This window comes from Rhizobium sp. SVR5-2C (genome assembly GCF_056755115.1).
Genome location: NZ_JBNDHT010000022.1, coordinates 36402 through 62690 on the forward strand (window position 1 = coordinate 36402; position 26289 = coordinate 62690).

At 61.2% G+C, this 26289-nt stretch carries 26 protein-coding genes; 10 read left to right on the plus strand and 16 right to left on the minus strand.

All coding sequences use genetic code 11. The features are described 5' to 3' along the window. Positions 1-88: 88 nt before the first annotated feature. Positions 89-994 (minus strand): heme-dependent oxidative N-demethylase family protein, encoded by a 906-nt coding sequence (locus tag ACPYOI_RS08965; RefSeq protein ID WP_481422803.1) that lies wholly within the window; start codon positions 992-994, stop codon positions 89-91. A gap of 17 nt (positions 995-1011) precedes the next feature. Next, a complete protein-coding gene (locus tag ACPYOI_RS08970; protein ID WP_481422804.1) occupies positions 1012-1314 on the minus strand; it encodes a YciI family protein in 303 nt (100 codons plus the stop codon). A gap of 128 nt (positions 1315-1442) precedes the next feature. Between ACPYOI_RS08970 and ACPYOI_RS08975 the strand changes: the two genes are divergently transcribed. Next, positions 1443-2348, plus strand: a complete 906-nt coding sequence (locus ACPYOI_RS08975) for a GGDEF domain-containing protein (protein ID WP_481416050.1) — start codon at positions 1443-1445, stop codon at positions 2346-2348. On the opposite strand, the gene ACPYOI_RS08980 is transcribed toward ACPYOI_RS08975, so the two are convergent. From ACPYOI_RS08980 to ACPYOI_RS08990, 3 genes are read right to left on the minus strand one after another with little or no spacing between them, the layout of a single operon-like run. Beyond that, positions 2345-2971, minus strand: coding sequence for an aminotransferase class IV family protein (locus ACPYOI_RS08980; RefSeq protein ID WP_481416051.1), 627 nt, complete (start codon positions 2969-2971; stop codon positions 2345-2347). The genes ACPYOI_RS08975 and ACPYOI_RS08980 overlap by 4 nt on opposite strands. Further along, positions 2968-4128, minus strand: a complete 1161-nt coding sequence (locus ACPYOI_RS08985; protein ID WP_481416052.1) for an aminodeoxychorismate synthase component I — start codon at positions 4126-4128, stop codon at positions 2968-2970. The genes ACPYOI_RS08980 and ACPYOI_RS08985 overlap by 4 nt, the downstream gene beginning before the upstream one ends. Before the next feature lie 21 nt (positions 4129-4149). After that, a complete protein-coding gene (locus ACPYOI_RS08990; RefSeq protein WP_481416053.1) occupies positions 4150-6003 on the minus strand; it encodes a M3 family oligoendopeptidase in 1854 nt (617 codons plus the stop codon). Between the two features lie 209 nt (positions 6004-6212). Between ACPYOI_RS08990 and ACPYOI_RS08995 the strand changes: the two genes are divergently transcribed. Together ACPYOI_RS08995 and ACPYOI_RS09000 are read left to right on the plus strand one after the other, a co-directional pair. Next, positions 6213-7766, plus strand: coding sequence for a sigma-54-dependent transcriptional regulator (locus tag ACPYOI_RS08995; protein WP_481416054.1), 1554 nt, complete (start codon positions 6213-6215; stop codon positions 7764-7766). A gap of 180 nt (positions 7767-7946) precedes the next feature. Continuing rightward, entirely contained in the window at positions 7947-9734 is a 1788-nt protein-coding gene (locus ACPYOI_RS09000) for a peptidoglycan L,D-endopeptidase MepK (RefSeq protein ID WP_481416055.1), read from the plus strand. 96 nt (positions 9735-9830) lie between these two features. Here ACPYOI_RS09000 and ACPYOI_RS09005 read toward each other — a convergent pair whose 3' ends face one another. Further along, the gene (locus ACPYOI_RS09005) at positions 9831-11648 is read right to left on the minus strand and encodes a chloride channel protein (RefSeq protein WP_481416056.1); all 1818 of its coding nucleotides are present in this window, start codon (positions 11646-11648) and stop codon (positions 9831-9833) included. A 220-nt stretch (positions 11649-11868) separates the two neighbouring features. Between ACPYOI_RS09005 and ACPYOI_RS09010 the strand changes: the two genes are divergently transcribed. Further along, on the plus strand, positions 11869-12300 hold the full coding sequence (locus tag ACPYOI_RS09010) for a MarR family winged helix-turn-helix transcriptional regulator (RefSeq protein WP_481416057.1): 432 nt from the start codon (positions 11869-11871) through the stop codon (positions 12298-12300). A 99-nt stretch (positions 12301-12399) separates the two neighbouring features. Here the strand turns inward: ACPYOI_RS09010 and ACPYOI_RS09015 are convergent, their stop codons facing one another. The 3 genes from ACPYOI_RS09015 to ACPYOI_RS09025 all read right to left on the minus strand — a co-directional run bounded on the left by ACPYOI_RS09015 (position 12400) and on the right by ACPYOI_RS09025 (position 13862). After that, positions 12400-12663, minus strand: coding sequence for a DUF2312 domain-containing protein (locus ACPYOI_RS09015; RefSeq protein ID WP_168831497.1), 264 nt, complete (start codon positions 12661-12663; stop codon positions 12400-12402). A gap of 90 nt (positions 12664-12753) precedes the next feature. Beyond that, positions 12754-13059: a DUF1244 domain-containing protein gene (locus tag ACPYOI_RS09020; RefSeq protein ID WP_168831498.1), complete on the minus strand. Its 306-nt coding sequence runs from the start codon at positions 13057-13059 to the stop codon at positions 12754-12756. Positions 13060-13070: 11 nt separating this feature from the next. Then, entirely contained in the window at positions 13071-13862 is a 792-nt protein-coding gene (locus ACPYOI_RS09025) for an N-formylglutamate amidohydrolase (protein ID WP_481416058.1), read from the minus strand. A gap of 214 nt (positions 13863-14076) precedes the next feature. On the opposite strand from ACPYOI_RS09025, the gene ACPYOI_RS09030 reads away from it, so the two are divergent. From ACPYOI_RS09030 to ACPYOI_RS09040, 3 genes are all read left to right on the plus strand, one after another. After that, entirely contained in the window at positions 14077-14547 is a 471-nt protein-coding gene (locus ACPYOI_RS09030; RefSeq protein WP_481416059.1) for a DUF1036 domain-containing protein, read from the plus strand. Further along, complete coding sequence (pyk, locus tag ACPYOI_RS09035) at positions 14547-15986, plus strand: pyruvate kinase (protein WP_481416060.1); 1440 nt, start codon at positions 14547-14549, stop codon at positions 15984-15986. Before ACPYOI_RS09030 ends, pyk begins: the two co-directional genes overlap by 1 nt. A 119-nt stretch (positions 15987-16105) precedes the next feature. Further along, positions 16106-16741: a LysE family translocator gene (locus ACPYOI_RS09040; protein WP_481416061.1), complete on the plus strand. Its 636-nt coding sequence runs from the start codon at positions 16106-16108 to the stop codon at positions 16739-16741. 44 nt (positions 16742-16785) lie between these two features. Here ACPYOI_RS09040 and ACPYOI_RS09045 read toward each other — a convergent pair whose 3' ends face one another. Next, a complete protein-coding gene (locus ACPYOI_RS09045; protein ID WP_481416062.1) occupies positions 16786-17730 on the minus strand; it encodes a GlxA family transcriptional regulator in 945 nt (314 codons plus the stop codon). Between the two features lie 120 nt (positions 17731-17850). On the opposite strand from ACPYOI_RS09045, the gene ACPYOI_RS09050 reads away from it, so the two are divergent. Further along, a complete protein-coding gene (locus tag ACPYOI_RS09050; protein ID WP_481416063.1) occupies positions 17851-18648 on the plus strand; it encodes an SDR family NAD(P)-dependent oxidoreductase in 798 nt (265 codons plus the stop codon). A 51-nt stretch (positions 18649-18699) separates the two neighbouring features. On the opposite strand, the gene ACPYOI_RS09055 is transcribed toward ACPYOI_RS09050, so the two are convergent. Together ACPYOI_RS09055 and ACPYOI_RS09060 are read right to left on the minus strand one after the other, a co-directional pair. Further along, positions 18700-19251 carry a DUF4865 family protein gene (locus ACPYOI_RS09055; RefSeq protein WP_481422805.1) on the minus strand — a complete coding sequence of 184 codons (552 nt, stop codon included), beginning with the start codon at positions 19249-19251 and terminating at the stop codon, positions 18700-18702. Then, positions 19248-19676, minus strand: a complete 429-nt coding sequence (locus tag ACPYOI_RS09060; protein WP_481416065.1) for a tautomerase family protein — start codon at positions 19674-19676, stop codon at positions 19248-19250. The genes ACPYOI_RS09055 and ACPYOI_RS09060 overlap by 4 nt, the downstream gene beginning before the upstream one ends. Positions 19677-19784: 108 nt before the next feature. Here ACPYOI_RS09060 and ACPYOI_RS09065 point away from each other — a divergent pair, with 108 nt between their 5' ends. Next, complete coding sequence (locus tag ACPYOI_RS09065; RefSeq protein ID WP_481416093.1) at positions 19785-20702, plus strand: LysR substrate-binding domain-containing protein; 918 nt, start codon at positions 19785-19787, stop codon at positions 20700-20702. 9 nt (positions 20703-20711) lie between these two features. Here the strand turns inward: ACPYOI_RS09065 and ACPYOI_RS09070 are convergent, their stop codons facing one another. Next, entirely contained in the window at positions 20712-21686 is a 975-nt protein-coding gene (locus tag ACPYOI_RS09070; RefSeq protein ID WP_481416066.1) for a threonine ammonia-lyase, read from the minus strand. Positions 21687-21756: 70 nt separating this feature from the next. Further along, positions 21757-22821: a helix-turn-helix domain-containing protein gene (locus ACPYOI_RS09075; RefSeq protein WP_481416067.1), complete on the minus strand. Its 1065-nt coding sequence runs from the start codon at positions 22819-22821 to the stop codon at positions 21757-21759. Between the two features lie 157 nt (positions 22822-22978). Between ACPYOI_RS09075 and ACPYOI_RS09080 the strand changes: the two genes are divergently transcribed. Beyond that, positions 22979-23686 carry a hypothetical protein gene (locus ACPYOI_RS09080; protein ID WP_481422806.1) on the plus strand — a complete coding sequence of 236 codons (708 nt, stop codon included), beginning with the start codon at positions 22979-22981 and terminating at the stop codon, positions 23684-23686. Between the two features lie 11 nt (positions 23687-23697). On the opposite strand, the gene ggt is transcribed toward ACPYOI_RS09080, so the two are convergent. Beyond that, a complete protein-coding gene (gene ggt, locus ACPYOI_RS09085) occupies positions 23698-25443 on the minus strand; it encodes a gamma-glutamyltransferase (protein WP_481416069.1) in 1746 nt (581 codons plus the stop codon). Between the two features lie 66 nt (positions 25444-25509). Next, on the minus strand, positions 25510-26289 hold a 780-nt coding region (locus tag ACPYOI_RS09090; RefSeq protein WP_481422807.1), incomplete at its 5' end, for an alpha/beta fold hydrolase.

Sequence of the window (26289 nt, forward strand, 5' to 3'; positions counted from 1 at the left end):
TGGAGGCGCGCAAAAACTTAAAAGTAACCGGCTCTAATCATAAAATGCCGTCACAATAAAGAGCGCCAGAGCCGGAAAGGTCAACTTATCAGGCAGGCGAAAGCTCCCGCGCGAGCATGCGCAGCTTTGCAACGAGTTCGGCCTTCTGCAGCGTCAGGCCTTTATAGGCGGTCTGCTGTTCGTCAAGCGCCTCCAGCTGTGCCGCAAAGCTTGCGGCGAGTTCGCCGGCCTTGGGGTGATGTACGATCGCGGCGATCGGATCGACATAGACGTGGATGGTGAAGACGATATCGCCGGAAACCGGCAGCTTCCGTAAAGTCTGGCGCTCGACGCGGGCGAAGCGCTCGGCGAGCGTAAAGGCCTCGGCCTGCGGCGGGCGGCGATGCTTGGACCAGGGCAGGAAGAGATCGCTCGTGACGTTCACGGACCAGTTCATGCGCTCGACGGGTTGAGCGACCTGCAGATTGTCGAAGATGCGGGTGATCAGCGCTGCATTGCGGGTTCCCTCACCGAAGCCCGGCACGTCCGCATGGATTGCGTGCATCGGTTTTCCAAATTTCTCATGCAGAGACCAGGAGGAAGGGAAGGACACATGGGCGGCGACAAGATGCCAGCCGTCGTCCTTCCGGCGCATGATGGCGAGATCGTCGGCGATGAGCAAGCCGGCCTTCAAAAGCGGGGGCAGGGACTGGTCCGAAAGATCGACGGCTTTGCCGACGACCTCGATGAGACTGCCGTTCCGCTCGTAGAGATCGGGATGCGCTTCGCAGAGGTAACTCAGAAGCAGGTCGAGACATTCCTGCTGAGCGGCGTCGGTGCCTTCTTCAGCGACGAAAATTTCATGCCGGCGGGTTTCAGCTAGGAGCTGTTTTTCGCCGAGATAGCGCGGCAGATCACCGTTCGGCTCGATCCAGCGGCCGATGTCGAGCGGCAAGAGGCCGATGGTGAAGGGCTGAGAGGAGCCGTCGTAGGGTGTGTAGGTCGGAAGCGTCATAGCAAAGGTCTAACGCATCACTGTGCCTTGATGGAAGAACTCTTCAGGATATCCAGCCCATCAGCCACCGTTGTCACCGCGACTTCCGTGATCTCGTAATTCGCAACGCCGTGCACCGTGAACGGATCGGCGGCGACATAGGCCTCGATCTCGGCACGATTGCCGATCGCGAGGATCACGCCGCCGGTTCGCGGCACCTTGCGTCCCGAGACAAGGAACCAGCCTTTTGCATAGCCCGCGTTGACCCAGGCCATATGCTGTTCCATGTGCTTGTCGGCCTCTTCATTAGGCTTCACGTAGATTAGCGAGAGGATGAACATTGCAAAACCTCCGATGTATCGTTTCGAGCCCGTTGAGATATTCAATCGGAACGCTGCCATCCATCTTCTTTTTATAATTTTGCAGCAGAGTCCCACACGTAGTTACCCAGCACGCCCGGAGCCATCGGATGACCCAGATAACGGAGCGGCTCGCGGAGTTGCAGGAAGAAAGTGCCGTCCTGATCGCGCTGTACGATCAGGATGACCGTTTGCGGTATGCGAACGCGGCCTTTCGTTCGACCTTCGCGCTTGAGCCGAATGAGACCCCTTTGTGGGCCGACCTTATGCGCCGCAACACGAAGGCAGGACGCGGCACGATCATACGTGCCGCCGACTTCGAGATGTGGCTTGTTTCCGCGCAGTCGCGGCGAGGGAAACTGCCGTTTCGCGCTTTCGAGACCGACGTCGTCGACGGCCGCTGGTTCTGGATGACGGAAACAGTGCAGCGGGACGGCTGGATGCTCTGCATCGCAAGCGACATCACGGACATGAAGTCAAGCGAGCGCGACCTCAGGCAGGATCGCGATTTTGCGCTGCGCGCCTCGCAGACCGACGAATTGACCGGTATCTCCAACCGCCGCTTCATGATGGCGGCGCTTGAGAACATGGTTTGTCGCCTCGGGTCGATCGCTTCCGTCAGCGGCTGCGTCTGCATCATCGATCTCGATTTTTTCAAGCGGATCAACGACAGTTACGGCCATCAGGTGGGCGACCAGGTGCTGATCGATTTTGCGCGTCGGGTCCATCCGCTTGTGCGCCGGAGGGATAGTTTCGGCCGCATCGGCGGCGAGGAGTTCATGCTGGTTCTACCGGATACGACATTGGAGCAGGGCAAGGAGATCATCGACCGCATCCTCGAGATGGTGCGCGTTGCTCGCCCTATCCAGGCAACCCCGGATTTCTGCTACACCTGCTCTGCCGGGCTTGCCGAGTTGCGGCCGGGCGATACAGCGGAGGAACTCTACGCCCGCGCCGACGAAGCGCTTTACCTCGCGAAGGTCAGCGGCCGGGACCGGCTGAAGATCGCGGCTTAGAGAACAAGCCTTGCCGGGATGAGGCCTCGGAGCGAGTTTCCGACATAGATCCGGCCGTTCACCAGATCGCTCACCGCGATGCGGCCGACGCGGGCTTTGCGCTCGCAGATCAGCTCGGTACGCAGCACGCCGGCGAGCAGGCCGCAGGAGATCGGTGGTGTGCGAAGCACCCCGGAACCGTCGTCAAGGAAGACCGAGGTGATCGTGCCTTCGCAAACCTCGCCGCGTTCGTTCAGCATCAGCATTTCGTCGGCCTGCAGCGGCGTGTATTCGGCGCGCGCGTCATCGTAAACGGCGCGGCGGGTCGTCTTGATCCGCAGCAGTTTGTCGGCGCTGTCGAGGCGGGTTGCAGCAATACGGACGGTCCAAACCGTACCCGGCGCGAGCCGCGCGAAGGGGGCAGCCGTGACTTCGATCCGGCCACGAGCATCGAAGGTTAGCCGGACGCGCAAAGCGCCGGTCGCGCCCTCGATTGCTTCATTGAGCTCGTCGAGCGCATGTCGCGGCGCAGGAAAGCCGATGCGGCGGGCGGAGCGGTTCAATCGGGCAAGGTGCAACCGGAGGCGGACAAAGCCGGTGTCAGGTTCCCATCGCAGTGTCTCGATCAACGAGAAGTCGCTCATCGGGCGATCTCCTGATCGCCGATCGCGAAGCGCGCCTTGAGCAGGCACTCCTCATATTCTGCTTCGGCGGTGGAATCGAAGACGATGCCGCCCCCGACATTGAAGATCGCCTTGCCGCCTTCAAAGAGGCTGATGGTGCGGATCGCAACGGAAAAGCGCATGGCCCCGGTCGGGGAAATCATGCCGATCGCCCCGCAATAAGCGTCGCGCGGCGCGTCCTCGAGTTCCTGCAGGATATGCATTGCGCTCATCTTCGGCGCGCCGGTGATCGAGCCGCAGGGAAAGAGGGCGGCGAAGATGTCGCGGATGGAAAGGCCAGGCAGAAGCTTCGCCTGCACATGACTCACCATCTGATGCACGGTCGGATAGGTCTCGATCTCGAAGAGCTTCGGAACATCGAGCGTACCGACTTCGGTGATGCGCGAGATGTCGTTCCGAAGCAGGTCGACGATCATCCGGTTTTCTGCCTGGGTCTTCATATCCGCCCGCATCGCCGCGATGATAGCTGCATCTTCGGCCGCGTCGGCGCCGCGTTTGGCGGTGCCCTTCATCGGATGCGTCTCGATCCAGCCTTGCTCGTCCGTCCGGAAGAAGAGCTCGGGAGAGCGGGACAGGATGATAGGACCGCCGAGATCGACGAACGCTCCGTATTTTACGGGCTGGCGTTCGATCAGCGACCAGAAAGCCGCGCACGGATCGCCGTTCCAACTGGCTTCGACCGGCATTGTCAGGTTTGCCTGATAGCAGTCGCCCTGGCGCAGATGCCAATGCAGGCGGTCGAAGCGCTCTTTATATACAGGGAACGCCCACCCGGCTTTCGGCGCAGCCAGGAATTCCTCGTTTTCGAGGCGCTGTTTGGGCTGCGCAAGCGGATGGCCATCCGCCTGCGGCGCGTCGAAGATGCCGAAGCAGAGCAGCGGCGTCTGGCGGCCGTCTTCCGCAAAGCCGGCCAGCTTTTCCTCGAAGAGATAGCCGGCCTCGTAGGACATGTAGCCTGCCAGCCACTTTCCCTGCGCTCTCGCCGCTTCCATCCGCGCCAGAGCCGGGAAGAACTCGGCGCGGCTGCGTGCGATGATGATCTCCGCCGGATCGGCGAAAAGCATCACTTGTCCGGTCGTATCATCCCGGAAAAGGACAAAGCGTTCAGTTTCGGCCATCGGTGCCTTTTGATTGGAAGCTCAGGCTCTATCAAGCGCTTCCAATTCGTCGATCAGCCCTTCGATCATCGACAGCCCCTTGCTCCAGAACGACGGATCGGTGGCGTCCAGGCCGAAAGGCTTCAGGAGTTCGGAGTGGTGCTTCGTCCCGCCGGCCCTCAGCATCTCGAAATACTTCTCCTGGAAGCCCTTATCGGCCTTTTGATAAACGGCATAGAGCGAGTTCACCAGGCAGTCGCCGAAAGCATAGGCGTAGACATAGAAGGGCGAGTGGATGAAGTGGGGGATATACGCCCAGTAGGTCTCATACCCTTCCGAGATCCTGATCGCGGGCCCGAGACTTTCCGACTGGACGGAGAGCCACAGTTCGCCGATGTCTTCTGCGGTCAGTTCGCCGGCCTTGCGTGCCGTATGGACCTCGCGCTCGAATTCGTAGAAGGCGATCTGGCGCACGACCGTGTTGATCATGTCTTCGACCTTCTGGGCGAGCATCGCCTTGCGCTCACGCTTGTCGGTGGTCTTGTCGAGCAGTGCGCGGAAAGTCAGCATCTCGCCGAAGACGGAGGCGGTTTCGGCGAGCGTCAGTGGCGTCTGGCACATGAGCGCGCCCTGTTCGCCGGCAAGCACCTGATGTACGCCATGACCAAGTTCGTGGGCGAGCGTCATCACGTCGCGCGGCTTGCCGAGATAGTTGACGAGCACGTAGGGATGCGCCGACGGAACCGTCGGGTGCGCGAAGGCGCCGGGCGCCTTGCCAGGACGGACCGGCGCGTCGATCCACTGTTCGTCGAAGAAGCGGCTGGCGATCGCAGCCATCTCCGGCGCGAAATTGCCGTAGGCCGAGAGCACGGTCTCTTTCGCCTCGGTCCAGGAAATTACCGCGTTGGAGGTTTCCGGCAACGGCGCATTGCGGTCCCAGAAATTCATCTGGTCCATTCCGAGCCACTTTGCCTTCATCTTGTAATAGCGGTGCGAAAGGCGGGGATAGGCCTGCTTGACGGCAGCCGCCAGCGCATCCACCACCTCGCGTTCGACGCGGTTCGCCAGATGACGGCTGTCGGCGATGTCCTCGAAGCCACGCCAGCGATCGGAGATATCCTTGTCCTTGGCGAGCGTATTGGTGATCAGCGTAAACGTGCGGATATTCGCCTTGAAAGTTTCGGCGAGCGCCACCGCTGCCTTGCGGCGGGCTTCCGGATCCTTGTCCTGCAGCAAATTGAGGGCCACTTCGAGCGGCACTTTTTCGCCGTCGATGTCGTAGCGAAGCTCCGCCATCGTTTCGTCAAAGAGGCGATTGAACGCAGCCGCACTCGTCATCGACTTTTCGAGGAAGAGCTGTTCCAGCTTGTCTTCCAGTTGGTAGGGCTTGTCCTTGCGCAGGTCGATCAGCCAGGGACGGTAGTGGCCGGCATCGGGGTCATTCGCCATGCAGGCGTCCATCACCGCGTCGTCGATCCGGTTCAGCTCCAGCGCGAAGAAAAGAAGATGGCCGGAGAATTCGGTGATTTTTGCCTGGACATCGCCGTAAAGCTTGCCGTTCACGGGATTGCTCGTATCGGAGAAATAGGTGAGGCCCGCGAACGAGCCGAGGCGGCCGATAAGGTCATCCAGCTGCTCATATTCCTTCAGCGCCTGGCCAATACCTTCAGCGCCTTTTTTACTCGCTGCATCCGCTAGCTTGCCCTTCCATTTTTCCTCGAAGGCGATGGCGTGTTTGCCTGCCTTTTCCATGTCGCTGGTGAAAGCGGTAGAGGTGGCGGAGGGGTAGAGATCCTGCAGTTTCCAGACGGGAAGGTCGCCAAGCGCTGGATCTGCCGCGGCCGAGCCAGCTGTTGCCGAAAAATTAAGACCGGCACCGGGGAGCATGAGATTCATGGGCTTGGTTCCTCTTCCTCATTTCGAACAGGTCTGACTGTCTAAGCTCCGGAAGGCTCCGCTTCAAGGGGCTTTCGGGGGGCAGAAGGCCCCGCTTCGATACGGATTCGGGGTCGCCACAATCGTTAAAATGCAATTATTTCTCAAAACTGGATGTTCAAGCCTTTCTGCCAGAGTGCCTCACAGGTTTCGCATGAAGTGAGGCGACAATGACCGGTCATAATGAGCTCAAGGGTGCAGGGCAGATTCTGTTGGTCGAAGACGACCCGGTGCAACGCCGCCTGCTAAAAAATGCAGTCGAGCGCCACGGGCATGTCGTCCATCAGGCTGAAAACGGCCGAATCGGTCTTGAGATGGTGAAGCGGGACGGCGGCCTCTTCAACGTCATCATTCTCGACCTCATGATGCCGGAAATGACCGGGCTGGAATTCCTCGAAGCCCTCAATGAACTCGGCACACATATTCCCGTGGTCGTGCAGACCGGGCAGGGCGGCATCGAGACGGTGGTGCAGGCCATGCGTGCCGGCGCCTTCGATTTCGTGGTTAAACCGGTTTCGCCCGAGCGGATCGCGAATTGCATTGCTAACGCGATGAAGCTCGACCAGCGCGAAGTGAAAGCCCGTTCGGGCCGCCGTTCACGCTCTGGCGCCGTCGGCTTCGACGACATCGTTTCGGCGAGCCCGGCGATGATCCGGGTCATCGATCTGGCGCAGCGTGCCGCGCAATCGAACATTCCGGTCGTGCTTGAAGGTGAGTCGGGCGTCGGCAAGGAGCTCGTGGCCCGCGCCGTCCAGTCCGGCGGTGACCGTTCAAACAAGCCTTTTGTGACGGTGAATTGCGGTGCCATTCCGCACAATCTCGTCGAGAGCATTCTCTTCGGCCACGAAAAGGGTGCCTTCACCGGCGCGACCGAGCGCCACATCGGCAAGTTCATGGAAGCCGATGGCGGAACGATCTTCCTTGACGAGATCGGAGATCTGCCGCTCGAGGTGCAGGTCAAGCTGTTGCGTGCCGTGCAGCAGGGCGAAATCGAAACGGTCGGCGCGCGTACGGCGCACAAGGTCAACGTCCGCCTCATTTCGGCGACGAACAAGGATCTGATCGAGGAAGTGAAAAACGGCCACTTCCGCGAAGACCTCTATTACCGCCTGAACGTCTTCCCGATCACCATTCCGGCGCTGCGCAAGCGCAAGGAGGACATCCCGCATCTGGTGCGCGTCTTTGCCGACCGCTTCTCGTCCGAGCAGAAGAACGGGCAGCGGATGACGGTCAGTCCCGGTGCCTTGGCACTGCTGACGGCTTATGACTGGCCGGGCAACATCCGCCAGCTCGAAAATGCGATCTTTCGCGCCGTCGTGCTTGCCGAGGGGCATGAACTCACCGAAGCGGACTTTCCGCAAATTGCCGCGCAGCTGCCGCAATATGACGTGGTGGATCATCTGGCGCTGGTCGCGGACAATACGCATCGTGAGCACGAAGCGGAATTTGCGGCAGGCGAATATCACGTTCCGCCGATGTATGGCGGTGAGTCGTCCGCGCGTCACAACGAGGTGCCGGAAAACGCGATTGCAAGCGTCAGTGCCGCCGGCGACGTACGCAAGCTTGCCGATGTCGAGGAGGAATTGATTCGATTCGCCCTTAAATTCTACCGGGGCCAGATGAGTCAAGTGGCCAGAAAACTCGGTATCGGGCGGTCAACGCTTTACAGAAAACTCAAGGATTACGGGATCGACCCCGACAATCCGCAAAAAGATGCGGCATAGCAGGCGCTTGATTAATAATCCGGCAAGCATGTCTTGTTACCTGTCATAAACCTCTTGTTAGTCCATTGTTGACTATGTAAAGAAAAGGTTGAACGCGTGTGGCATTTTTGCCATGGTGTGACCGCATTTGAAAGACATTGGGACAGCCGGGGCACTGGGGCAGTCTGACGAGGATTTGGTTTGCCGGATTTGAATGAGAATTCCAAGCCTTGGCGCTTGAGCTGGCGTACGCTGTACGCCGACATTGGCGGAAAGGCGGTTAGGACGGCAATGGCTGCCCTTCTCGCACTTGCGGTTTCCTCACCGGTATTCGTTGGCACACCATCTGAGGCAGCGGGCGAAACGCGCAGCCTGAAACTCTATTTCATCCACACCGGCGAAAAGGCTGTCATCACCTACAAGCGCAACGGCAGGTTCGACCCGAAGGGTCTCGAGCAGTTGAACCGGTTTCTCCGCGACTGGCGAAAGAATCAGCCGACGAAGATGGACCCCCGCCTTTTTGATCTCATCTGGGAAGTCTACCGCCAGAGCGGTTCCAGGGACTATATCAACGTCGTCTGCGGTTTCCGTTCACCCGGGACAAATGCGATGCTCAAGGCGCGTTCGCGCAATTCCGGTGTCGCCGAGAAGAGCCAGCATATGCTCGGCAAGGCGATGGACTTCTTCATTCCGGACGTCAAGCTTGCCAAGTTGCGCGCGATCGGCATGAAAATGCAGGTCGGCGGCGTTGGCTTCTATCCGAAGTCCGGTTCGCCCTTCGTGCATATGGATGTCGGCGGCGTTCGCGCCTGGCCGCGCATGACCCGGCAAGAGCTGGTTCAGCTTTTTCCCAATGGCAACACCATCCACATCCCGGCTGACGGTAAGCCCTTGCCGGGCTACCAGCAGGCGATGGCCGACTACAAGCGCCGCGTGAGCACCGATCAGCTCGTTGCAGCCGTCGGCGGCGATACGGAGACGCGGAAGCCGAAGACATTGTTCGCCGCACTCTTTGGCGGTGGCGCAGACGATGAAGAGGATAGCGCGGAGGATTCGGCTCCGGTCGCTGTGGCCAGGGCAACGCCGCCGAAGGCGGAGGCGCCTGCTGCCGAGGTTGAAGCCCAGCCCACCGAGGTTGCCGCTGTGAATGCGCCGGTGCCGCAGGTTCGTCCTGCCTTTGCCGGTCAGCTTGCCGGCGGCGAAGTTGCGAATGCTCTTGTTCCGCCGAATTCCGGCAATAGCGCCGAGCAGGCCCTAGCGGCGGCGACGGAGCAGCAAGGCGAGCCGCAGCAATTTGCCGATCTCAGCAGCTATCACATTCCGGTTCCATCACTGCTTGGTCCTCGCAACGCCCCGGGTGATGCGGAGGTGGCCTCCAACGATCCCGCGGTTGCTATCCCGAGCGACCGTCCTGCCCTTGCCGAATCGGATGCGAATGCAGCCGTAGCCGGTCAGCTCTCTCCGGCCGTCGCGCAGGCGCTTGATCAGGAGAATGCTGCAGCCAAGCAGGTTGCTGCCCTTGCGCCAGCAACCATCGAGCAGGCGATCAAGGCAGCAATGCCGGCGACCAAGCCGGCCGAGAAGGCGCCGGTTCAGCTTGCGGCTCTTGCTCCTGTCAAATCCGCAAGCTTCGGCGACATCTTCGATCCCCCGCATGTCTCCCAGAATGGCGATGCCGCCGGCATTGCGACCAAGGGCGGACGCCCGACGAAGGCTGCCGCGGCCGCTGCCGAGGCAAGCCGGGCGACAGTCCGCACCGAGCCGAAGCTCACTCAGAAGATCATCTCGCAGTGGGCGCTGACCAATTCACGCATGGAGATGGTCACGAAGCCGGTCAAGGCACCTCGCTTCGTCAGCCAGACGCTCCGGGCCCAGCCGACGGCGGTCTATGCCGAGGGCTTCACCGTCAATACTGCTTCCGTCGATCCGGCCCGCTTCAGCGGCTCCGCCGTCAACTTCATGGAAGTGCGCAAGTTCGAGACGAACTGAGCGGATCACTCAGAACGAACTACAAAACCGCCGGAGTGATCCGGCGGTTTTCGTTTACACAGGCTGTGACCTTCAGCGGTTTCTCGTCATCTCCTGTTACCGGGTTTGACCGGCCTTCATCGGCCTAGGCCCCAAGTAAGGGCGCCTCTCGGATTCGTCGGAGCGCAGCGCGCTTCTCAGCCGCAGCAGATCCTTGCGCGCAATCAAACCGATGAGCTTGCCCGTTTCCCTCTCGACGATCGGAATCCGGCCGGCATCGCTCGCCAGCATCAGATCCGCGATGAAACCGACAGTGTCGTCGATATGCCCGACGGGAAGCGAAGCGTCAGAAATCCGCTCGGACAAGGTCTCCTTGCCGAGTGTTCCGTCGCGCTCCCAGGTCAGGGCGTCCGCACGCGAGACCATGCCGACCAAGGTTCCGTCCGCTTCGACGACCGGGTAGATGCGATGGGTCTTGGCGCCGGATGAAAAGAAATCGCAGGCCTCGCCGACGGTCAGGGATGCCGGAAGGCTATCGACCTCCTGGATCATGATGTCGCCGGCGCGGGTGAGCTCGAACGGATCGATCCCGTATTCACGGGTGATGTGCTGGCCGCGTCTTGCGATCTTCTCGGTCAGGATAGAGCGACGAAGGAGCAGGACCGTGACGGCATAGGCAACGACGGTCGCCGCGAGCAGGGGAATGAGGGTGCTGACATCACCGGTGATCTCCACGGCAAAGAATGTTCCGGTCAGCGGGGCGCGCATTGTTCCACCCATCATCGCGGCCATGCCGAGCAATGCCCAGAAGCCCGGTTCGCCCGGAAAGGCAAGACCCACCAGCCAGCCGAGCGCGCCGCCCAGAATGAGGAGCGGCGCGAGCACGCCGCCGGATGTTCCGGAAGACAGGGCCACCAGCCAGATGCCCGCCTTTACCAGGAGGATCGCGATGACGGCCTTTGCCACGATGTGGCTTGCCAGAAGATCCGAGATGATGTCGTAGCCGACGCCGAGCGCGCGGGGCTCGATCAGGCCGCCCAACCCGACGACGAGACCACCGAGGGCGGGCCACCACATCCAATGGATGGGCAGTTTCTCGAAGGCGTCCTCGATCTTGTAGAGCAGGGTCGTCAGCAATCCGGATTGCAGGCCGGAGACGATCCCCATTGCCGCACATAGAAAGATTCCCCACCAGGGCAACGCCACCTGGAAATGCGTCGGGAACAGAGGGCCGGCGCCAAAAAGGAACGGGCGCCAGGAAATGGAGACGCAGGCGGCGACGGCAACGGGAATGAAGCTGCGCGGCTTCCATTCGAACAGCAGCAGCTCGACGGCCAGCATGACGGCGGCAATGGGAGAGCCGAAGATCGCCGTCATGCCCGCGGCGGCGCCGGCAACGAGCAGCGTCTTGCGTTCGGCGGAACTCATGTGGAAGAACTGCGCGAAGAGCGATCCGATCGCGCCGCCCGTCATGATAATGGGACCTTCCGCACCGAAGGGGCCGCCGGTGCCGATGGAGATCGCCGACGACAGCGGCTTCAGGACCGCAACCTTGGGCGACATACGGCTTCCGCCGATCAGAATCGCTTCGATCGCCTCCGGAATACCGTGTCCCCTGATCTTTTCCGAACCGAAGCGCGCCATCAAGCCGATGACAAGACCGCCGAGGACGGGTGCGGCGACCATCCAGGCCGAGCGCGGCAGGTCGACGAAACTCGGCGCCACAATGCTCATATGGCCGAACCAGACGACATTCGTCACGAGGGCAATGAGGCTGACCAATACCCATGCTGCGAAAGCGCCGCCCGTTCCAACGATTACTGCCATGCCCACCAGAAGCAGGACGCGGCGGTCCGTGGTGAAATCGCCGGCCTCCCGGCGGGACAGGCCCCCGGTGAAGTCGCGGGCTTTTGACGGTCGGTTAAGTTCGATCATGGTGGTCCACCTGCAAAAAAAAGTGTCAGCGGCGGCAGTCGATATATCGTATCACGATATAAATCAACAACGACGGCGAAGAATATCGGAGACCGCCGCAGAGAGGAGGCAGGCGTCGATCGGTGCGGCTTCGGCCGCGCTCGATTCCGTCGCATCTTGCAGGATCAATGCGAGTTGGCGCAGATAGATGCATGCACCGATCAAAGACGAAAGCCGGGGAATGACGAAGCGACCGAAAGTCCAACTCACTCAAGCCGACTACGAAGCCCTTGCGGCCTTGCGATACGCACTCCGCAAGTTCATGGATTTCAGTACCTCGGCCGCGCAGGAAGAGGGACTGCCACCGCAGCAGCATCAGGCGCTGCTGGCGATCAAGGGCCTGCCTGAAGGCGAGGTCATGACCGTCGGCATGCTGGCAGAGCGGCTACTTATCGCCCCGCATACCGCGACCGAACTCGTCGGTCGCCTCATTGCCTCTGCCTACGTGCAGCGCGAGACGGATTCCGAAGACAGGCGGCGACAGACGCTGAAGCTTACGCGAAAGGCCGAGGACATCCTGCTGCGGCTCAGCGCAATCCATCTGCACGAGGTGCGGGAAATGGCGCCGCGACTGATCGAAATCCTGTCGCGCCTGCGAGATGACGGACGGTAGTTGTCCCGCGAACCTGCGTGGGCTGGTGAAAGGGCGCCCTTCCAAAAGAAAAGCCGCCGAAAATCGGCGGCTTTCGAAAAGCTGGAATATGGCCGGTGCTCAGGCTTCTGGCGGGGACTCGATCATGCCGAGTGCGTGCAGGTAGGTATCGAGGATCGCATCCTCTTCCATTCGCTCCTGCTCGTCCTTCTTGCGAAGAGCAACAACCTTCTTCAGGATTTTCGTATCGAAGCCCATGCCCTTGGCTTCGCCATAGACGTCCTTGATGTCGTCGGCGATGGTCTTCTTTTCTTCTTCCAGGCGTTCAATACGCTCGACAAACGCGCGAAGCTGGTCGCGGGCGACGCCATGTGCATCAGACATCGTGTTCTCCTGATTTCCGGATGATCGATTGGGATGCACGTGACTGCCGCGAAGCAGCGTCATGGTCAAGCCGCTTTGCTGTTCGCAGGCCTATTTGTGCGGATTGTTCAGCTCAAAAGCGGCCTTTTGCACAGGCGAAGCCTCGTTCTGGTGGAGGTTCTTCCAATCTTCGTACGGCATGCCGTAGACGATCTCGCGCGATTCGTCCTTGGTCAGCGGCACGCCCTCGGCTTCGGCGGCTTCACGATACCAGTTCGAAAGGCAGTTGCGGCAGAAGCCGCCGAGATTCATCAGGTCGATGTTCTGAACGTCGGTGCGTTCGCGCAGATGCTGCACAAGCCGGCGGAAGGCGGCTGCCTCGAATTCTGTCTGCTGTTCCTTGCTGAGTGCGGTCATTTCGCTCTCCTTCATTCGTAAGGGCCGGTGCGCGACACATGCACATTATAGTCGTGCAGCGCCGGATCGGCATTCATGGCCTCGAAGATCGGAGCCAGGCGTTCGGCCCACTTGGAAATGCCGGCCTCGCTTCCAATCAGATCCTGACGAACCTCAAGCAGGGCATGCGGTATGCCGGTCAGCATGCAATGCCGGTACATCGTGTCGCCCTTCAGTGCGCCGTCATAAGGTTCGTTATCGCCAACAATCAGATCGGGATCGCGCCTCAGCATGTCAAGCAGCGGGGCGACGGCGCGGTGATCGGTGTCCCAGAGGACGGCAGCGTGCCAAGGCCGCGGAATGCCTTTCCAGGCATTCGTATAGGAATGCAGCGACAGCACGAGCGGCGCCCGGCTGGTGGCATTGGCCACCTTGTCGATCGTTTTGGACACCGCGTCATGATAGGGCCGGTGGAACGTCTCGACGCGGTAGTTCCATTCCTCGCTGGTGATGGGATGATTGCCTGGAATAATCGCGCCGTCGGAAATCTTCATGATCAGCGTAGGATCATCTTCACCGCGATTTGGGTCGATCAGAAGCCGCGAAAAGCCGCTGAGAACGGCCGGAACGCCGAGTTTGGCGGAAAGCTTTCGCACCAGGCCTTCTATGCCGATGTCATAGGCGATATGGCGGGAAAAGGCGGCTTCGGGAAGCCCGAGGCTGCCGTAACGTTCAGGCAGGCGATTCATGGCGTGATCGCCGAGGATCACCATGCCGCTGTCATGATTCCCGGGTAGTATTTCAAAAGCATTGAAGTGATTCATTCGTGAATTGCCGATCGTCATGTGGCGCTCGCGCCACTGATCGCACGCGCCCGCGGCAGGTTCAAGCGGGATGCGCTGCAGCCTGGGCAAGTCACCGTTCACGAGCAGGTTATGAAGGAATATAATCGATTAGCATCGCGTTGACATTCGTTCCATGGCGGCGCAAGAAGGCACGGACAACGAATAACCTGGGAGCCATTCGGAAGCCGTGTTGATGCAAGCCGCACCAAGTTTCCTCACCCGGTCCGGGCCGCTTGCCCGTTTCGCCTTGTTTTCACTCGCTGCCTTCTCGCCATTCTTTCTTGCCGATAGTGCGCACGCAGACTTCCGCGTATGCAACGGCACGCAGAACCTGGTGGGCGTCGCGATCGGATACCGTGGCAAGGACGGGTGGGTCACGGAAGGCTGGTGGCAGGTCCCGGCAACGACTTGCGCGACGCTGATCGAAGGAGAATTGCAGTCACGCTATTACTATCTCTACGCTGAGGACGCCGCCCGGGGAGGCCGATGGACGGGTGATGTGCAGATGTGCGTAGCGGAGAACGAGTTTAAGATCACGGGCGTGCAGGACTGCTATGCCCGCGGTTATCAGAAGATGGGATTCAAGGAGTATGACACCGGCCGCCAAGGCAGCTGGATGGTCCAACTCTCCGACACTCCCGGTACGCAGGAAAGCGCAAATTAATGAAGCGTAATCGAAAAGTAAAAATCCTGGCGACGCTCGGCCCGGCGTCCAGTGAAGAAGCGGTGATAGAAAAGCTCCACCAGGCCGGTGCTGACGTATTCCGTATCAACATGAGCCACGCCAGCCATGATGTGATGCGAATGCTGATCAGCCGTATCCGCGCCGTCGAGGCCCGCTCCGGCCGCCCGATCGGCATCCTGGCTGACCTGCAGGGCCCGAAGCTTCGCGTCGGCAAGTTCGCCGATACCAAGGTCGATCTGAAGCCCGGCCAGACCTTCACCCTCGACAACAGTGACGCCCCCGGCGACGCAACCCGCGTCTTTCTGCCGCATCCGGAAATCCTGGAAGCGGTCAAGCCCGGCGATCGCCTGCTGATCGACGACGGCAAGCTCGCCTTGCGCGCCGAAAAGTGTGACGGCAAGAGCATCGTCACGACGGTTATTTCCGGCACCAAGATTTCGGACCGCAAGGGCATCAGCCTGCCCGACACGCTGCTTGGCGTCGGTGTTCTGACCGATAAGGATCGCGTCGATCTCGATGCCGTTCTGGCGACCGACGACGTCGACTGGGTCGCGCTCTCCTTCGTCCAGCGCCCGGAAGACCTCGCGGAAGTCCGCAAGATCGCCAGAGGCCGGGTCGGCCTGATGTCGAAGATCGAGAAGCCGCAGGCCATCGAGCGCATCGAAGAGATCATCGAACTCTCGGACGCATTGATGGTCGCCCGTGGCGATCTCGGCGTCGAAATGCCGCTCGAGTCCGTTCCGGGTATCCAGAAGCAGCTGATCCGCGCCTGCCGCCGTTCCGGCAAGCCGGTCGTCGTCGCAACCCAGATGCTGGAATCGATGATCTCTTCTCCGGTGCCGACACGCGCCGAGGTATCGGACGTTGCGACCGCCGTCTTCGAAGGTGCGGACGCGGTCATGCTTTCGGCTGAGTCCGCCTCGGGCGCCTATCCGGTCGAAGCCGTTTCGACGATGGCGTCGATCGCCAGCGCCATTGAGCGCGAGCCGCATTATCCCGGCATCATCTACGCCCAGCGCGCCCAGCCGGAGGCAACTGGCGCCGATGCGATTTCGCTCGCCGCCCGCCAGATCGCCGAGACGCTGAAGCTTTCTGCGATCGTCTGCTACACCTCGTCCGGTACCACCGGCCTGCGCGCCTCGCGCGAGCGTCCGCAGGTGCCCGTCCTTGCCCTTTCGCCGATCATCAAGACGGCTCGCCGTCTGGCGATCGTCTGGGGCCTGCACTGCGTCGTCACGCATGACGCGACGGATCTCGACGACATGGTCAACCGGGCCTGCCGCATCGTCGCTGGCGAGGGCTTCGGCAAGCCAGGCGACCGCATCATCATTTCTGCCGGCGTGCCGCTTGGAACGCCGGGCGCGACCAATATGCTCCGCATCGCCTATATTGGTTCGGACGGCCAGAGCGGCATCTGATCCGGTTGAGTGAATGAATAAGAGCCCGCTGCTTCCGAGGCGGCGGGCGTTTTGTTTTTCGGCTTGCTCGCAGTCTCGGCAAATGCAAGCTTCCGATATCCGAGCGTTGGGAGGCACTCATGGATATCATTACCCTTCTGGCTTTCGCTGCCGTTTCCTTCGTTGGTATCGCGACGCCGGGTCCGACCGTGCTTCTCGCGCTGACCAATGGCTCCCGCTATGGTACGCGCCGGGCTATCGCCGGCATGGCGGGCGCCGTGCTTTCGGACTTCGTGCTAATCGGCGCTGTGGCGATCGGTCTCGGCGCGTTGCTGGCAGCCTCCGAATTCTGGTTTTCCGTGCTGAAATATGCGGGCGCGGCCTATCTTGCCTTTCTGGGTATCATGATGCTGCGCTCGAAGGGAAGCATCGATACGGCGGAACAAGCGGAGAGCGCCGTCGGCACTGCCTCTGCCCTCGCGATTGCGACGAGAAGTTTCATGGTCGCGGTGACGAACCCCAAGGGTTATCTCTTCTTCTCGGCCTTCCTGCCGCAGTTCATCGATCCAACGCTACCGCAGCCGGCTCAATATGCGGTGCTCGCAGCCGTCTTCGCCTCGCTCGATTTCGTGATCATGTTCGGATATGCAGCTTTCGGGTCTCAGGCCGTCCGCCTGCTCAAGAGTTCCGGCGCCATGTGGCTCGACCGGATAAGCGGTGGTGCAATGCTCGCCCTTGCCGGATCGCTGGCGCTCTACCGGCGGGCGGCCACCTGATCCAGGGTGCGGATTTTACGCAGCAGCGGGCAATAGAGCGTGCGTTAGGCAGTGAACTCTCGTAGTGCATTGCGGCGGATTGCCTGCGGCGGCTGGCCGAAGGCGCGCAGGAAGGCTCGGCGCATGCGCTCGCGGTCGGCGAAGCCTGTTTCGGCGGCGACGACATCGATCGGATGCCGCCCCTGTTCCATCATCAGCCGTGCAGCCTCAAGACGCAGGTTCTCCACCGCCTTTGCTGGCGACTGTCCAGTCTCGGCCCGAAACGTCCGGCTGAACTGGCGCGGGCTCAGATGTGCCGCGTCGGCCAGCTCCTCGACGGAAAGCGTATTCTTCAGGTTGCTGCGCGCATGCGCAAGCGCCTTCTGGATGCGGTCCGATTTAGGCTCCAGTTCCAACAGCGCTGAGAACTGCGATTGGCCGCCGGCGCGGCGATGATAAACGACGAGTTTGCGGGCAACGGCGCGGGCGACATCTGCGCCGTGATCCTTCTCGACCATGGCAAGCGCCAGATCGACGCCGGCCGTCATGCCTGCGGAACTCCACACGGAGCCGTCGATGATGAAGATGCGGTCTTCCTCGATCTTGATCTTCGGGTAGCGCGATTGCAGTTCACGGGCGAGAAGCCAATGCGTCGTGGCGCTGCGACCATCCAGAACTCCTGCCTCGGCCAGCAGGAAAGCGCCGGTGCAGATCGATGCGACGCGCCGGGAGGCGGCAAGGGCGTTGCGGATGAAGTCACTCTCCTTTGGGCTCGGCAGTTGGATGCCGACGGCTCCCGACACCAGCAGCGTATCGAAGGCCGGATCATCGAAGCGGCTGGTCTCGATCGTGACGCCAAACGAGCCCTGCACCGGTCCGCCGGTCTCCGAGAGGTAGGCGATGTCGTAAACCTGTTCGTCGAGTTCGAGGTTGGTGAACTCGAAGGCGGAGATTGCGGCTAGGCTCATCATCTGGAAGCCCGGGAAAAGCAGGACGGCAATACGCTGCATGGCTCGAAACTCCGTTTGTCCTAAAAGGTGGTCTATATGACATTCAAGACATCGGCAATCGAGCGTATGACTCCCTTCAAGCGAACAGCAGGTGCTGTTGCGCAACATGGAGAAAAGACAATGACCGATCAGCACAAGGGCACGGCCCTCGTTACAGGCGCATCGTCAGGTATCGGTGCGATCTATGCCCACCGGCTCGCAAAGCGTGGCTACGACCTCATTCTTGTCGCCCGCAACGCCGAGCGCCTTTCGGAACTCGCGACGAAGCTGACCAGGGAAACGGGCAGGACGGTCGAAACGCTCCCCGCCGATCTCGGCAGCAAGGCCGATCTCGCACGCGTCGAGCACGTGCTGAAGTCGGACCAAAGTATTACAATGCTCGTCAACAATGCAGGCTTCGGCGGCACCGCACCGCTGCTTGCCTCCGATGCGAACAAGATGCAGGCGATGGTCGATCTCAATGTCACGGCGCTGATGCGGTTGACCTATGCCGCCGTGCCCGGGTTTGTGGCCCGCGGCGGCGGCGCGATCATCAACATCGCATCGATCGTCGCGATCGCGCCGGAGATCCTGAACGGTGTCTATGGGGCCAGCAAGGCATTCGTTCTCGCCTTCAGCCAGTCGCTGAAGCACGAGTTGGCGGACAAGAACATCCGCGTCCAGGCGGTGCTGCCGGGAGCGACCGCGACCGAATTCTGGAGTATTGCCGGCACGCCGGTCGAGCATCTGCCGACAGAAATCGTCATGCCGGCGGAAGACATGGTGGACGCGGCTCTTGCCGGTTTCGACCAGGGCGAGTTTGCAACGATCCCGGCACTCGAAGACGCCGGGTTGCTGAAGGCCTACGAGGATGCGCGCCAGGCGCTGATGCCGAACCTGTCACGGTCCGCGCCTGCGGCACGTTACAAGGCAGCGTAGGTCTGACCACGGCGCGAATAGGCGAGGTGCGCGAGCGCGCCTCCTCCCGATCTATGGCAGGGACACGTGGCCGACGCGATAGATCTGGTCGTCGTTGGCGATCAGCGGCATGTCGCGATAGAGTGTGAAGCGTACAAGGCTCCAGCCGAACGGCTCGAAGGCGGATATCGACGCCAGCGCGCCGCCTCGGGCTGCTGTTTCTGCATTTGATCGCGCGTCTTCCTCCTTGCGGATCTCGGCAAGCGGTGCATAGGGCGGGATCGGTAGGACGTTGCGGCTCGCAAACCTCGCGGCCTTTAGGTCTGTCACTACGGCACTCCACACGATCCAGTGTCTTACCTGGGGCCAGCCGAACGTCTGCGCCAGAGCCTCGAAGCCGGGGCCAGTCAGGAAATCGCTGGCACCCTCCGGCTGCTCCCAAACATAGAATGGTGCATAGAGGTTTTCCCGGCTGCCGAACTCGCCCTTGCGGGCGCTGAGATAAGCCTTGAACCGCAAGTTCGGGAACCCGTCGAGCATTGGCCCCTTGTCACGAATCCGGCGATCGATGATCGCCATGTCGTAGTCTGAGGGCAGCGTGAAACTGTATTGCATCGCGATCATCGGGACGTCTCCAAAGGCTGGAAGGCGCGACGTTCCCAGCCCGGTACGGTCATCTGCGCCTCGCCGTCGCCGAACGACCATTCGTCCGGTGACGTGGTCGTCACGACGATCATGACGTCTTTCGGCCTGAGTCCCGGCGACTGTTCAAGCAGATCCACCGCGCATTTGAAGAAGGCCTTCCGGGTTTTCGTCGAACGCGGCTTTCCCGCAGTGATGGCGATGAGCGTGAAATCATCCGAGCGAGGGCCGGTGAGATAATGTCGGTCGAAGATCAACTCACCTGGCTCATGCTGATGAATGATCTGAAAACGGTCATTGGGCGGAACATTGAACGTTTCGACCATGGCGCGATGGATGCTGTCGGAAAGCGCACGGAGATAATCCGGCGATTTGCCTTTCAGGAGTGAGATTCGAACGAAGGGCATGGCTGCCTCCTAGTCGCAAGTTCTTGACAGGAGGAGCATCGCACGACACGATTATGCATAAAATCAGAATTTTATGAACTGACCATCCAGAAAAACGGGATTATGGCGGTGCCCAAAACGATCTTCGATCTCGACGTGCTGCGAACCTTCTCGACCGGAATGGAACTTGGCAATTTCGCCAAGGCGGCAGATCGGCTTGGGCGCTCTACATCGGCAGTCAGCGCGCAGCTCAAGAAGCTGGAAGAACAGGCGGGCACGCCGATTTTCCGCAAGGCTGGTCGCGGCCTGGCGCTGACGGAAGCCGGCGAGACGATGCTCGCCTATGCACGGAGGCTGCTCGAACTCAATGACGAAGCGGCCGCGGCGGTCCACGGCGTCGAGCTGGAAGGCTGGGTACGGCTTGGTCTGCAGGAGGATTTTGGTGAAAACCTGCTTCCGGATGTTCTCGGCCGATTCGCTCGCGCGCATCCGAAGGTGCGGATCGAGGCACGCGTTGCTCGCAACACGGAGCTGCTCGAGCGGGTGACGAGCGGGAAGCTCGACCTGGCGCTGGCCTGGAGCGATGGGACTGTGACGGCGCATTGCGAGCGCATTGGCGATCTTCCCATGCGCTGGATCGGGCCTGCTTCAGGGAAGCTGGACTGGCATGCCGCAAGCGAAGAACCCCTGCCACTTGCCGCACTCGAGGCACCCTGCCTCCTGCGAACCGCTGCCACGAACGCATTGGACAAGGCCCATATTCCCTGGCGGCTTGCCTTTGTCAGTCCCAGCCTTGGCGGGTTGTGGGCTGCAACGGCGGCGGGGCTCGGCGCGACAATCCGCACGCCGATCGGTCTGCCCTCGAAGGTCAGTCCGTTGATGGCGTCGATGGCGGCGTTGCCGGAACTGCCGATGCTCGGCCTCGTGCTTCATCGCGCCGAAGCGGAGCCCGGCCCGGCGACGTCGCGGCTTGCCTCCATCATGCTGCAGGCGGTGCGCGAGGCGATCTCCGATCTGATGCCGCGGCAGATACCGGAAAATGCCTAGGCCGCGTCCTCAGCCGTATTTCTCGAGAACACCGGTAAAGATGTGCGAGTCGACGTTGCCGCCGGATGTCACGGCGATGACGCTGTCGCTTTCGAGCGCGTCGCCATGGAAGAGCGCGGCAGCGAGAGCGACCGCGCCGCCGGGTTCGACGACGATCTTCAGCCGCTTGAATGCGAGCGCCATTGCCCTCAGCGCCTCCTCGTCGGTGACGACGATGCCCGCGCCCGCAAGCCGCTGCAGGATCGGGAACGTGATCTTGCCGGGCTCCGGTGTTACGATCGCATCGCAGATCGAACCTGTCATTGCCGCGTTGCGCACGATCTTGCCGACGGCCAGCGAACGCGTGGTATCGTCAAAGTCTTTCGGTTCGCAGGGCCGCACGGTGAAGCCCGGGGCACTTGCTTCGAGCGCCAGCGCGATGCCGGAACTCAGCCCGCCGCCGCCGCAGGGAACGAGGACCTCGGCCGACTTCACGCCTTCTTCCTCCGCCTGTTCGGCAATCTCAAGCCCGGTCGTGCCCTGACCGGCGATCACCAGCGGTTCATCGAAAGGCCTGATCAGGGTCAGTCCGCGCTCGGCCGAAAGCCTGGCGCCGATCGCATCGCGATCCTCTTTTGCACGGTCGTAGAGCACCACCTCGGCACCCAGTGCACGGGTGTTGTCGATCTTAAGAACCGGCGCATCGGATGGCATGATGATGACCGAGGGCACGCCATGCAGCTTCGCGGCAAGTGCGACGCCCTGTGCGTGGTTGCCGGATGAAAAGGCAATGACGCCTTTCTCGCGAACCGCAGGATCGAGACCGGAGACGGCTGACCAGCCGCCGCGGAACTTGAACGACCCTGTATGCTGCAGACATTCCGCCTTCACGAAGACACGCCGTCCGGCAATCTCGTCAAGGAATGGAGAGGAGAGAAGCGGGGTGCGCCGTGCGTGACCCCGGAGACGGGCGCGAGCGGCGACGATCATTTCAATGCTGGCCATTATGAGCTCTTTCGGCTGATGCTTCGCACATGCATAGGATGCCTGCGACAACTTGTGAACGCAGATTTTGTCACGGTGACACAAATGCCGGCGCCTTTGCGGGAGCAGGGACTTCCGAACCGAGGCCACGCCGCCGGAACTCGGTCGGGCTTGTGCCAGTCACGCGCAGGAACTCGCGATTGAAGTTCGACTTGCTGATAAAGCCGGAATCGAACATCACACGCGTGACCGGTTCATCCGTCTTGATAAGTAGATCGCATGCCGAGCGGATGCGGAACTCGTTGACATATTGCGACACGCTCATGCCATGGATGCGGTTGACGGCGATAGAAACGCGACGGGCGGGCAGGCTCATCTTTCGCGCGATGCGGCTGAGATTGAGTTCGGCATCGCGATAGATCTCGCGGGATTGCATCAGCGCATCGAGGGAGGCTGCGACCGCGCCATCTTCTTCCGTCGGCATCAGCGGAACGGCGGGCGTCTCAAGGCTCTGCTCGTCAACCGGTTGGCCACCGCTCGCAATGGACGCAGCGCCTCCAAGAATGAGAAGCGCGATGACATTGCCGAGAGCGACGATGGCGCCGGCATGAGTGCCGCCGCTGCGGTCGAAATCCAGGCTGATCACAATGTCGCTGAACCCAGACACAATCAGCGCTGCGGCGGTGATGAGAAGCGAACGGTAGGAAAGCAGCGCGCCATCCAGCCGCGAGGCGATCAGTTCATCAGGGCCATGGCGCGCGAGCCAGAGCAGGGCGGCTCCATAACCAAGAAAGATGAGGATCAGAACAAGTCCCATCGGCTCACGCCAGAGCACCAGCAGGCTGGCGACCAGCATCGCCGGAAGCGCATGCGGCCACATCCGCGCAAGTGACGGCGGTCCTTCCAAAGTCAAGCTCCGGAAGCTGACCCAGGCAAGCGCTGCGATTATCGCCGCCAGAATGGCTTGTGCCGGGATGATCGCGGGAACGTCGTAGCCCCAGCGAACTCCGATCAGCACGGATTGCAGCGCATAGATGCCGATGAGAAGGAGGAAAGGGCGCTTCTCGGGGGCGCTCCAGCGCTCCTGCCGCAGCATGCGGGCGAGCACGATGAAGAGCAGCAGGGCGACCACGAAGGGAAGCGGGACGAAGATCATGAGGCGGCATCCGGATGCGACGGTTCGATATCAGCAAGAGAATGGCCTCGATCGCAATTGCGGGCGACCCGGATCACGATTGAGGTCTCAATAAAGGAGGCGGGGCATCACCTTGGTCAGGCCGGTCGCTTCGACGGCGCCATCAAGGAGAAAGCCGATGCCAATATTCCTGTCCATTCCTCTGTTTTTCATGACGTTGATATCCAGTTTCGCCGACGTCAAGCCGATCGGCGAGGCGTTCGATATTTCCAGCATCCGTACGATCGTCATCAGGGGCGATGCAAGCTCAATCAAGATCACCACAAGGCCGGACGAGCCCTATCGTGCAACAACCAGCGGCCGCCGCCGCGGCTGGTTCTCATCCTGGTATTCGAGCTGGTTCTTCAACGTCTGCAAGGACGAGAGCAGCGTGCAGATCGACGGAGCGACGCTGACGATCGATATGGCGATGTCGGCCTGGAGCGACATTGCCGATTGCGCGCCGGAACTCTCAGCGAATATCCCGCCCGGCAGTGCTGTGCGTATCGAGCAGCAAGCCTTCATGGCAAGGCTGAACGGCGATTTCGCAAGCCTTGGCACATCGGGACAGGCGGCGGACATCACACTCGACGGCCATGCTTCCAGCGTCGATATCTCCGGCGCGGCGGTGCGGGCGAACCTGACTTACAATGCCGTCAGACGCGACGAGACGATCGAGATCGCCGCTCAGTCGCTCGATGCCTATCTCGGCTTCGGCAAGGACGTGCCGGTCGATTATACCGTGTCCGCCAAGGCATCCTACATCGACAGCCTCGTCCCCAGCGTCCCGGGCGCGCGTCCCCTGGTGAACATCAGGGGTGACTATGTACGCGCCCGCATCCGCTGATGGCGGACGGCTCAATAGCCGCTTGCCGAACCCTCGGTCGCGCGGCTGTCCATCGCACCGTAGTAGCGGGCGCCGCCGCCCTTCTCGATATCGGCAAGGCTCTTGCCGCCGACAAGGATGCCGGCTGCCTGGCCCCATTGCGGCGGGCCGCTCCCATCGTCGAAGCTGTAGCCCATGGCGGCAAGCGTCTTTATCGTATCCGGCGACAGGGTATAGGGTTCGAGATAGATCTTGTCCGGTTGCCATTGATGGTGGATGCGCGGTGCGTTGACAGCCTGGCTGATGTCCATGCCGAAATCGATGACGTTCAGGATCGCTTCCAGCGTGATGGTGATGATGCGCGAGCCGCCCGGGCTGCCGATCACCATGAACGGTTTGCCGTCCTTGGAGATGATCGTCGGGCTCATGGAGGAGAGCGGCGTCTTCTTCGGCACGATGGCGTTAGCCTCGCCCTGAACGAGGCCGTAGAGGTTCGGCACGCCGGGCTTGGAGGTGAAGTCGTCCATCTCGTTGTTCAGCAGGATGCCGGTACCCGGCGCGACAACACCGGCGCCGAAGGAGCCGTTCAGCGTATAGGTGACGGCGACCGCGTTGCCGTCGTTGTCGATAATGGAATAATGCGTCGTCTCGACGCTTTCCTTGGCGCCTAGCGGCTTAAGATCCGCAGATTTGCCAGCCTCGTAGCGATCGATCTTGTCGCGGATTTCCTTGGCATAGGCTTTGTCCAGAAGCTTCGAAACCGGATTGTCGACGAAATCCGGGTCGCCGAGCGCTGCGTTGCGATCGACATAGGCATAGCGCATGGCCTCGACCATGGCATGGACCGTCTCGGCCGAACCGTATCCCAGATAGGAGAGTGGGTAACCCTCGAGCACGTTGAGGATCTCGCAGATGATGACGCCGCCGGAGGACGGCGGCGGCGACGAAACGATGTCGTATCCGCGGTAATTGCACTCGATCGGCTTCAGTTCACGCACACTATAATGGTCGAAATCTTCTTTCGCGAGAATGCCGCCTTTCGCCTGGCTTGCCTTGACGATCGCCTCGGCAGGTGCCGCCTTGTAGAAGGCATCCGCGCCCTTTTCGGAAATGCTGGCAAGCACGGCGGCAAGCTCCGGCTGCACGAGCTTTTCGCCCGCGGAATAAGGTTTGCCGTCCGGCTTCAGGAAGATCTTTGCGGTGGCTTCATCTTTTGCGAGCCGCTTGGCGCTTGAGGCGAAAGTGTCAGCGTCGCCCTGTTCCAGTGTAAAGCCCTCCCTGGCGAAGCGGATCGCTGGCGCCATCAAATCGGCGCGGGGTTTCGTGCCGTATCTTTCGAGCGCGGTCTCAAAGCCCATGACAGAGCCCGGTACGCCGACGGCGAGGTAGCCGTCCAGGCTGGCACGGGGAACGACGTCGCCCTTGGCATCCAGATACATGGTTTTGGTGGCGGCAAGCGGCGCGCGTTCGCGGAAATCGAGGAAGGTCGTCTTGCCGTCCTTCAGGCGGATCGTCATGAAGCCACCACCGCCGATATTACCCGCCGTCGGATAGACGACAGCTAGCGCGTAACCGACTGCGACGGCTGCATCCACCGCATTGCCGCCAGCCTTCAAGACTTCGACGCCGACATCAGTTGCAAGATGTTGTGCTGTGACGACCATGCCGTGCTCGGCTTCTACGGGTGCCGGCGAGGCCGCGTATGCAGGTGCGAGCGGCAAAAAGGTAAAGGTAAAAGCAGTGAAAAGCGAAATCGTCCTGACGCGCAGGTAATCCATGATGTCCCCTCCAATAGATAAACTGTGAGAGGGATATGGTCCTGTTTTCGCGGCGCGCAAGGCCGCTCAGACGGCAATTGCCGTGCCGGCCGACAGCCGTTGCTCGGCAATGCGTGCAGCGGCCTGCAGGTCGCGTGGCTTGCCTGCAATCTTTTCGAGCGCGGCGATGGCGACATCGGTTGCGAGATAGTCCGGCTTGTGGCCGACGCCGCTGATCTTCACCAGCTCGGAGCCGGCAATGTCGCGGGCGAGCCCCTGAGAGTGCAGATGCTCCCAGACAATGCCATCGCGGTCGCCGGTGATGATGACCGTCGGTGCGGTGATGCGGCGATAGTGGGGCGATTGAGCTTTCAGATACTGGAGCAGTTTGGTGAAATCGGCCGCGTTGGCATGGAAGGTTCTGGGACGCAGCGCCAGAGAGGGGCCGGTCTTCGCGATGTAATCAGCAGGGCGCAGGTTTGGCCGAAAGACGTTCAGTGTCGCTTGCTCCAGCCGCCACAACCCAAGCGGCACGACGATGGCGTGATTGAAGAGCCAGCCAATCGCCGGCAAGGTCGCGACATGATAGTACCAGTCGATGCCCCCGGGCCATGGATGCGTGGCTGGGGCAAGGAAAAGGAGACCGGCAGACTTTTCCGGATGGCGGACGCCGAAGGCTGCGGCGATTGCGCCGCCGAAGGAGTGCCCGACAATGATCGCCTTTTCGATCCCACGTCTTTCCATGAGCTTTGCGATCGCATCAGCCTGCCCTGAGGGAAAGGCGTTCTCCGGTCCACCGCGTTCCGAATAGCCGTGCCCGGGACGATCAACGAAAAGCATTTCGGCGCGGCCTTCAAGCGGAACCAG